Annotated in this window: 8 protein-coding genes; 6 read left to right on the top strand and 2 right to left on the bottom strand. The window is 65.8% G+C overall.

The genetic code is table 11. The annotated features are described in order from the left end of the window. Positions 1-90 precede the first annotated feature (90 nt). From BKG60_RS28935 to BKG60_RS28910, 6 genes are all read left to right on the top strand, one after another. On the top strand, positions 91-1,308 hold the full coding sequence (locus tag BKG60_RS28935) for an RNA-guided endonuclease InsQ/TnpB family protein (protein ID WP_070945250.1): 1,218 nt from the start codon (positions 91-93) through the stop codon (positions 1,306-1,308). An 89-nt stretch (positions 1,309-1,397) separates the two neighbouring features. Next, entirely contained in the window at positions 1,398-2,258 is an 861-nt protein-coding gene (gene proC / locus BKG60_RS28930) for a pyrroline-5-carboxylate reductase (RefSeq protein WP_120765067.1), read from the top strand. A gap of 138 nt (positions 2,259-2,396) precedes the next feature. After that, complete coding sequence (locus BKG60_RS28925; protein WP_003882954.1) at positions 2,397-2,624, top strand: cell division/environmental response transcriptional regulator; 228 nt, start codon at positions 2,397-2,399, stop codon at positions 2,622-2,624. Positions 2,625-2,740: 116 nt separating this feature from the next. Continuing rightward, positions 2,741-2,842, top strand: coding sequence for a 30S ribosomal protein bS22 (locus tag BKG60_RS28920; RefSeq protein ID WP_003402602.1), 102 nt, complete (start codon positions 2,741-2,743; stop codon positions 2,840-2,842). A 29-nt stretch (positions 2,843-2,871) separates the two neighbouring features. Further along, positions 2,872-4,008 (top strand): SDR family oxidoreductase, encoded by a 1,137-nt coding sequence (locus tag BKG60_RS28915; protein WP_075910289.1) that lies wholly within the window; start codon positions 2,872-2,874, stop codon positions 4,006-4,008. 30 nt (positions 4,009-4,038) lie between these two features. Continuing rightward, positions 4,039-5,112, top strand: a complete 1,074-nt coding sequence (locus tag BKG60_RS28910; RefSeq protein WP_371726382.1) for a lysophospholipid acyltransferase family protein — start codon at positions 4,039-4,041, stop codon at positions 5,110-5,112. Between the two features lie 39 nt (positions 5,113-5,151). Here BKG60_RS28910 and BKG60_RS28905 read toward each other — a convergent pair whose 3' ends face one another. Continuing rightward, positions 5,152-5,685: an FAS1-like dehydratase domain-containing protein gene (locus BKG60_RS28905; protein WP_019343970.1), complete on the bottom strand. Its 534-nt coding sequence runs from the start codon at positions 5,683-5,685 to the stop codon at positions 5,152-5,154. A gap of 106 nt (positions 5,686-5,791) precedes the next feature. Beyond that, positions 5,792-6,685, bottom strand: a complete 894-nt coding sequence (locus tag BKG60_RS28900; protein ID WP_070185193.1) for an HAD family hydrolase — start codon at positions 6,683-6,685, stop codon at positions 5,792-5,794. Positions 6,686-6,690: the final 5 nt, after the last annotated feature.

The raw sequence follows: 6,690 nt of genomic DNA, 5'->3' as shown, positions 1-6,690 counted from the left end.
ACGAACACCAGGTGGGCGTGCAGCAGCGACACGCTGTGGCGGGTGCGGCGATAGGTCGTTGTTGTCAGTGGGCATCTCTACGGTTGCGGTATGCAGATGCGTTATCGGTATCGCATCGAACCGACACCGGCCCAGCAACAGGTGTTGGCGCGGGTGTTCGGGTGCGCTCGGGTGGTGTTCAACGACGCGCTGCGGGTGCGCGACGAGGCGTATCGGGCCGGGGTGAAGCTGTCGGACAGCGAGATCCAGCGGCGCGTGATCACTGCGGCCAAGACCACCACCGAGCGGGCCTGGCTGTCGGAAGTGCCCAGTGTGGCGTTGGTGCAGTCGGTCAACGACTCGCGCCGCGCGTGGCGCAACTTCTTCGACTCGGGCAGCGGGAAACGCAAGGGCCGGCGGGTCGGTCGTCCCAGGTTCAAATCGCGCAAGGATCACCGGCAGTCGTTTCGGCTCACCCGCAACGGCTTCTCGATCCGCGCCAACAGCCGGCTGTTTGTGGCCAAGGTCGGCGAGGTGCGGGTGCGCTGGTCACGGGATCTGCCCAGCACACCATCGTCGGTCACGATCATCGCCGAACCCGATGGCCAGTTTTACGCCAGCTTCGTCGTCGAGGTGCCGGCTTCACCACTGCCGGTAGTCGAGCAAGAGGTCGGGGTGGATATGGGGATCACGAGGTTGGCCACGACCGCCACCACCGATGGCGGGCGGTCGGATATCGACAATCCGAAGCATTTGGGCCGCAAGCTGCGCAAGCTGCGGCGGTTGGAGCGGGAGAAATCTCGCCGGCAGAAAGGATCAGCCAACAGGGACAAGTCGCGGCGCAAGGTGGCCGTCGCGCACAATCAAGTCGCCCGTGCTCGGCGGGACTATCACCACAAGCAGGCTTTGGTGTTGGTTCGCGACAACCAAGTGATCCACGTCGAAGACCTCAACATCGTGGGCATGGTCAAAAACCGCCGGTTGGCGCGCGCGATCAGCGATGCGGGGTGGGGTCAGTTCGTGCGGATCATTGGCGAGAAAGCCGACCTCTACGGGCGCAGCGTGCACCCGGTGTCGCGGTGGCTGGCATCGAGCAAAACCTGCTCTACACCCGGGTGTGGGCACCGCCTCGACGAACTCCCACTACAGATCCGGCAATGGATGTGCCCGGCGTGCGAGGTAGTCCACGACCGCGACCACAACGCCGCCAAGATCATTCTCGCTGCCGGGCGGGCAGAGAGACTAAACGCCTGTGGAGCCTCGGTAAGTCCTCCCAACACACGGGATGCGCGAGGCGATGAAGCAGGAAGCACCCCAACCGCGGCATAGCCGCACGGGAATCCCCGCCATTCATGGCGGGGAGCACGTCAAACCCGCAGGCGTCCATGTGCGCGCGCGGACATGCAATGCTGTCGCCCATGTCGAGAATCGCGATAATCGGCGGCGGAAGCATGGGCGAGGCGCTGCTGTCGGGACTGTTACGGGCTGGCAGGCAGGTCAAGGACATGGTGGTCGCGGAGAAGTTTCCGGACCGGGCCAAGTACTTGTCGGAGAAGTATTCGGTGCAGGTGGCCTCGGTGGTTGCGGCCGCCGAGAACGCCACCTACGTGGTCGTCGCGGTGAAACCGGGTGATGTCGAGAAGGTGATCGACGAGATCGCGGAGGCGGCGGCACGCGCCGAGAGCGACACCGCCGAGCAGGTGTTCGTCTCCATCGCCGCGGGCGTGGCCACGTCGTACTACGAGAACAAGCTGCCGGCCGGATCGCCGGTGATCCGGGTCATGCCCAACGCGCCGATCGTGGTCGGCGGCGGCGTGAGTGCCCTGGCGCCGGGCCGGTTCGCCACCGCGGACCAGCTCAAGGAGGTCTCGTCGATCTTCGATGCGGTCGGCGGTGTGATCACGGTCGCCGAGTCACAGCTGGATGCGGTGACGGCAGTGTCCGGCTCGGGTCCGGCGTACTTCTTCCTGATGGTCGAGGCCCTGGTGGATGCGGCCGTGGAATCGGGTCTGTCGCGTGCGGTGGGGACCGATCTGGCGGTCCAGACGATGGCCGGCTCGGCGGCAATGCTGCTGGAACGTCTCGACGAGGTGAATGCGACCGGAGGCGCTGCGCTGGACACCACACCGGCCCAGTTGCGGGCGATGGTGACCTCGCCGGCCGGGACCACCGCCGCTGGGCTGCGCGAACTCGAGCGCGGGGGACTGCGGGCGGCGGTCTCCAGCGCCGTTCAGGCCGCGAAAACGCGCTCTGAGCAGCTCGGAATTACATCTGAGTAATTAGATTAATTCCAACTGATTAGCCCACACCCGTCGCAGTAACCCCACCCGCCACGCTATTCTCCCTTTGTATGCGCGGGTCGGTGCCAGCGGTGGGGAAGCCGCTGGAACTGCCTGTGCCTGATTGATTGGGTTGCGATGACGTCTATGAACGGGCCATCGGCGCGGGATGCTGGCGACGGTCAGCCTCGGGCTCAATTTCTGACGGTCGCCGAGGTGGCGAGCTTGATGAGGGTCTCGAAGATGACGGTGTACCGGTTGGTGCACAACGGCGAACTGCCTGCGGTTCGAGTGGGCCGATCGTTTCGGGTTCACGCCAAGGCGGTCCACGATCTGCTGGAGTCTTCGTACTTCGACGCCGGCTAGGCGGGCGCCGCAGCGGGCTGAGCCGCCCGAGCAGGCTGGCGTTTTCCGTTTCGGTGGTCGGCCCGGGTAAAGTAACCGGGTCAACCATCAGCTAAGTAGCGGAGACACCGGGGTTTATGGGCTCAGTCATCAAGAAGCGGCGTAAGCGTATGTCGAAGAAGAAGCACCGCAAGCTGCTTCGCCGTACTCGGGTGCAGCGTAGAAAACTCGGCAAGTAGTCGACTGCTGCGGCCGCTAGGCTGGGCCGATGGATTCTGATGGTCGGTCGGGGGGACGCCCGACGGGAGTCCCCGGGTCGTCTGGTGCGGACTCTTCGGATGGAACGCAGTCCGCAAGCGCGGCGCCCGCTCCGAAAGTGGTTCTGGTCACGGGTGCGTGCCGGTTCCTCGGTGGTTATCTGACCGCCAGGCTGGCGCAGAACCCGTCGATCGAGCATGTGATCGCGGTGGATGCGGTGGTGCCGAGCAAGGACCTCATGCGTCGGATGGGGCGGGCCGAATTCGTTCGGGCCGACATCCGCAACCCGTTCATCGCCAAGGTGATCCGAAACGGGAACGTGGACACTGTCGTGCATGCCGCGGCGGCCTCCTACGCGCCGCGGTCCGGCGGCCGGGCCACGTTGAAGGAACTCAACGTGATGGGTGCGATCCAACTGTTCGCCGCCTGCCAGAAGGCGCCGTCGGTGCGCCGGGTGGTGCTCAAGTCAACCTCTGAGGTGTACGGCTCGAGCTCACGTGACCCGGTGATGTTCAGCGAGGAGAGCAGTGCTCGCCGTCCACCGGGCGACGGGTTCGCCCGCGACAGCATCGACATCGAGGGCTATGCCCGCGGGCTGGCCCGGCGCCGTCCGGATATCGACGTGACCATCCTTCGGCTGGCCAACATGATCGGGCCGGCGATGGACACCGCGTTGTCGCGGTATCTGGCGGGGCCGGTGGTTCCGTCGGTGGTCGGTCACGACGCGCGGTTGCAGTTGTTGCACGAACAGGACGCCCTGGGTGCCCTGGAGCGCGCAACCATGGCCGGCCGGTCGGGCACGTTCAACATCGGGGCTTCGGGCATCATCATGATGAGCCAGGCGATCCGGCGGTCGGGACGGGTCCGGCTTCCGGTTCCGAGCGGGGCGTTGTCGGCGATCAATTCGCTCAGTCGCGCAACGCGTTACACCGAACTCGACCGCGACCAGATGAACTATCTGAGCTACGGCCGGGTCATGGACACTACGCGAATGCACAGGGTTCTGGGCTACAGTCCCAAGTGGACGACCGCCGAAGCATTCGACGACTACGTCCGCGGTCGCGGATTGACTCCGATACTCGATCCGCGATGGGTACGCTCAATGGAGAGTCGCGCCGTGGGGGTGGCGCAGCGTTTGGGATATTAAAGACTGGCTCTATCCGGGGTGGGAGAAGGTATCGACGTGGCGGGTGAATCCAAGGCGAAAGTTATTCCGCTACATGGGAACTCGAGCCGTTCCTCAGCTGCGCGCCGGGCTGCGGCCCGGTCTGACAGCGCCCGCAGGCATCCGTCTGTTCTGGCCGATCCGGGTAGCCGGGCCTCGGCGGAGCAGATCGCCGCGGTAGTGCGGGAGATCGATCAGCGGCGCAGCGGCGCTTCGGGTCAATCGGCGGCCGACGAAGGCCCCAGCGAACTCGTCAAGGGCATCGCGGCAGTCTCGGAATTCATTCGCACCCGCATGACCGGTGCCTACTCGGTGGACGAGTTCGGGTTCGACCCGCACATCACCAACGCAATCTTCTTGCCTTTGCTGCGAACGTTTTTCCGGTCCTGGTTCCGGGTTGAGGTGTCTGGCATCGAGAACCTGCCCGCCGAGGGCGCGGCGCTCGTGGTGGCCAACCACGCCGGGGTGCTGCCCTTCGACGGGCTGATGACTCAGGTGGCCGTGCACGATCACCACCCCGGGAATCGGGATCTGCGTCTGCTGGCCGCTGATCTGGTTTTCGACCTGCCGATGGTCGGCCAGGCCGCGCGCAAGGCCGGGCACACCATGGCCTGCACCGCCGACGCGCACCGACTGCTCGCCAACGGTGAGCTCACGGCGGTGTTCCCCGAGGGCTTCAAGGGGCTGGGCAAGAACTTCAAGGACCGCTACAAGCTGCAGCGGTTCGGCCGCGGTGGCTTCGTTTCCGCAGCTCTGCGTGCGCAGGCGCCGATCGTGCCGTGCTCGATCGTCGGGTCCGAGGAGATCTACCCGATGATGGCCGACGTCAAATTGCTGGCCCGGTTGCTCGGTCTGCCGTACTTCCCGGTGACCCCGCTGTTCCCGTTGGCGGGCCCGCTCGGATTGGTGCCGTTGCCGTCGAAGTGGCACATCCAATTCGGCGAGCCGATCGAGACGACCGATTACGACGAGAGCGCCGCCGACGACCCGATGATCACGTTCGAGCTCACCGACCAGGTCCGCGAGACCATTCAGCACACGCTGTATCAGCTCCTGGCGGGGCGCCGAAACATGTTCTTCGGCTGACGTTTTCACCGCGAGCGCAAGGGCTCGCGGAGAGAAAAATCATGCGCCGGACTTTTGCCCAGCAACCATCTTGGCGATCGCGGCATCACGTGCCGCGGCGATCTGTGAACTGATCTCGTCGGCCTCGTCGATGGCGGCCTCGCCCAGCATGGTCACGATGCTCGTGGCAACCGGATTGCCGTCGTCGTCGGAGACCTCGGCGCGCACCTCGGCGATCACGGTGCCGTGCGACTCGATGACCGAATCGAGGTACGAGTCGAACCACAGCTTGTCGCCGACCATGATCGGCCGGTGGAAGATCAGCTTCTGGTCGCGGTGCAGCACCCGCTCCAGGTTGATCGGAATGTCGAACTTGTCGAACAGCTCCAGCTGGACACGTCGACCGGCCACCGCCAGGAACGTCACCGACGCCACCACCGAGTCATGGCCGTACTCCTTGGCGGCCTCGGCGTCATAGAGCGCCGGATGCTCGTCCTTGACCGCGCGGGCGAACTCGCGGACCTTCTCCCGGCCGACCTCGAAGTAGTCGGGGTACCGGTAGTGGGTCCCGATGATGTTTGCGGCGATGCTCATGTTCCCTGCGCTGTTCGGTATGCGTGCGCGCTGCGCACAAACGTGCATGGCTGCGGGGCCCGCTGACGTGGCCCGCCGCGGCAGCTTACCAGCGCACCTCGCCCACTCAGCGAATGTCGTGGCGGCGAGAGGCGGCGGCGGCCAGCGCGCCGCCGAGTGCGCCGAGCGCCAAGGCCGACGGGACACCGATCCGCGCCGCCTTGCGTGCGGTGCGGAAATCGCGGATCTCCCAGCCCCGCTCCCTGGCCACATCGCGCAGTGCGGCGTCGGGGTTGATCGCCACCGCGGTACCGACCAGCGACAGCATCGGCACATCGTTGAAGCTGTCCGAATAGGCGGTGCACCGGCGCAGGTTGAGGCCTTCGCGGATGGCCAGCGACCGTACCGCGTGGGCTTTCCCGGTGCCGTGCAGGATGTCGCCGACCAGTCGGCCGGTGAACACCCCGTCGACCGACTCGGCGACGGTGCCCAGCGCACCCGTCAGGCCCAGCCGCCGGGCGATGGTGGCGGCCAGCTCATATGGGGTCGCCGTGACCAGCCACACCTGCTGGCCGGCGTCCAGGTGCATCTGGGCCAGTGCCCGGGTTCCGGCCCAGATCTTGTCGGCGATGATCTCGTCGTAGATCTCCTCACCCAGTTCGACGAGTTCGGCGGTGGAGCGGCCCTCGATGAAGGCCAGGGCTTTCTGCTTGCCCTCGGCGACGTCGTCGCTGTTCTCCTTGCCGGTGAACTGGAACTTGGCCTGCGCATAGACGATGCCCAGGATGTCGCGGTAGGTGAAGTACTTGCGGGCGGCCAGGCCACGGGCGAAGTGCACCAGTGACGATCCGTGGACCAGGGTGTTGTCGACGTCGAAGAACGCGGCGGCCGTGAGATCCGGTGGCGGTGCGGGCGTCCCGACGGGGTCGATGTCGGACTCGAGCTCGGTGACAGCGAGTTCGGCGCTGGCCTCGGCGGCAAGCTCCTGTTCGAGCGCATCGGCACTACCGGATTCGGGCACGTTGT

The sequence above is a fragment of the Mycobacterium syngnathidarum genome, assembly GCF_001942625.1.
Classification (GTDB): domain Bacteria; phylum Actinomycetota; class Actinomycetes; order Mycobacteriales; family Mycobacteriaceae; genus Mycobacterium; species Mycobacterium syngnathidarum.
Note: the sequence above shows the minus strand (reverse complement) of the source record. Positions and strands in the feature narration are given on the sequence as shown.